Genomic DNA, 1,145 nt, shown 5'->3' with positions numbered 1-1,145 from the left:
GTGAGCCGGGACGGTTCAGAGCGAACCCGGCCCCCTGCCACGCAGCTCCTGCCTTGGCAGCGCCCTCGTCCGCCCTACCAGAGATTCGCCACCGGCCCCGCCGGCTGGCGCATCGCCTCGCTTTGCCGAGGCGTGTTATTCGACATCGTGAAGAGTGAATGTGTCCGGCCGATCGGCTTCGGGACGCACGACAGGCGCAGCCTGTCGGGCGGACCGAACCCGACGGGTCGACTCCACCCCGCGGGTTCACGGGGGTCGGCGAAGCGTCGTGAGACGCCGCGCCGGTCCGCCTTGGATGCCGAGGGGCGAGATGATGGGAAGCCTTGACCGCCTCCCATCCCGGACAGGTTCGGAAGCAAAGGTCTTGCCCGGCATCGTCTGTGACGTTGCCGGAGCGTCGGTGCCGTCTGGGCTGCCTCGAGGGGCTGTCCCGGGATGGGCATCGATAATGAGAGCGATCAAGTGTGATAAGGGTATCTGGTGGATGCCTTGGCGCTGAGAGGCGATGAAGGACGTGGTACGCTGCGATAAGCCATGGGGAGCCGCGAACAGGCTTTGATCCATGGATTTCCGAATGGGGAAACCCACCCTCGACCGTCGCCATTCCGTGCCTTCCCTCGTCCCCTTCGGGGATGGGGGAGGGCAGGGATTGACGATGGTCAATGGGGGTATTTGGAACTGAATCCATAGGTTCCAAAGGCGAACCGGGGGAACTGAAACATCTCAGTACCCCGAGGAAAGGACATCAACGAGACTCCGTCAGTAGTGGCGAGCGAACGCGGACCAGGCCAGTGGCCACGGGATATGACAGCGGAACGAGTTGGAAAGCTCGGCATGATGGGTGACAGCCCCGTACGCGACGTTTTTCCTGTGGTCCTCGAGTAGGGCGGGACACGAGACATCCTGTCTGAACATGGGGGGACCATCCTCCAAGCCTAAGTACTCCTCAGCGACCGATAGCGAACAAGTACCGTGAGGGAAAGGTGAAAAGCACCCCGACGAGGGGAGTGAAACAGTTCCTGAAACCGGATACCTACAAACAGTTGGAGGGCAAGGTTCGTCCTGCCTGACAGCGTACCTTTTGTATAATGGGTCAGCGACTTAATGTGTCGAGCGAGCTTAAGCCGTTAGGTGGAGGCGCAGCG

General features: G+C 61.5%; 1 rRNA gene (cut by a window edge). It reads left to right on the top strand.

From position 1 onward, the window contains the following. Positions 1-456 precede the first annotated feature (456 nt). Positions 457-1,145: ribosomal RNA gene (locus D3272_RS26825) — 23S ribosomal RNA — on the top strand; it runs 2,132 nt beyond the window's last position.

The sequence above is a fragment of the Lichenibacterium ramalinae genome (assembly GCF_004137085.1).
GTDB lineage: Bacteria > Pseudomonadota > Alphaproteobacteria > Rhizobiales > Beijerinckiaceae > Lichenihabitans > Lichenihabitans ramalinae.
This window is presented reverse-complemented; position numbering and strand designations above follow the sequence as displayed.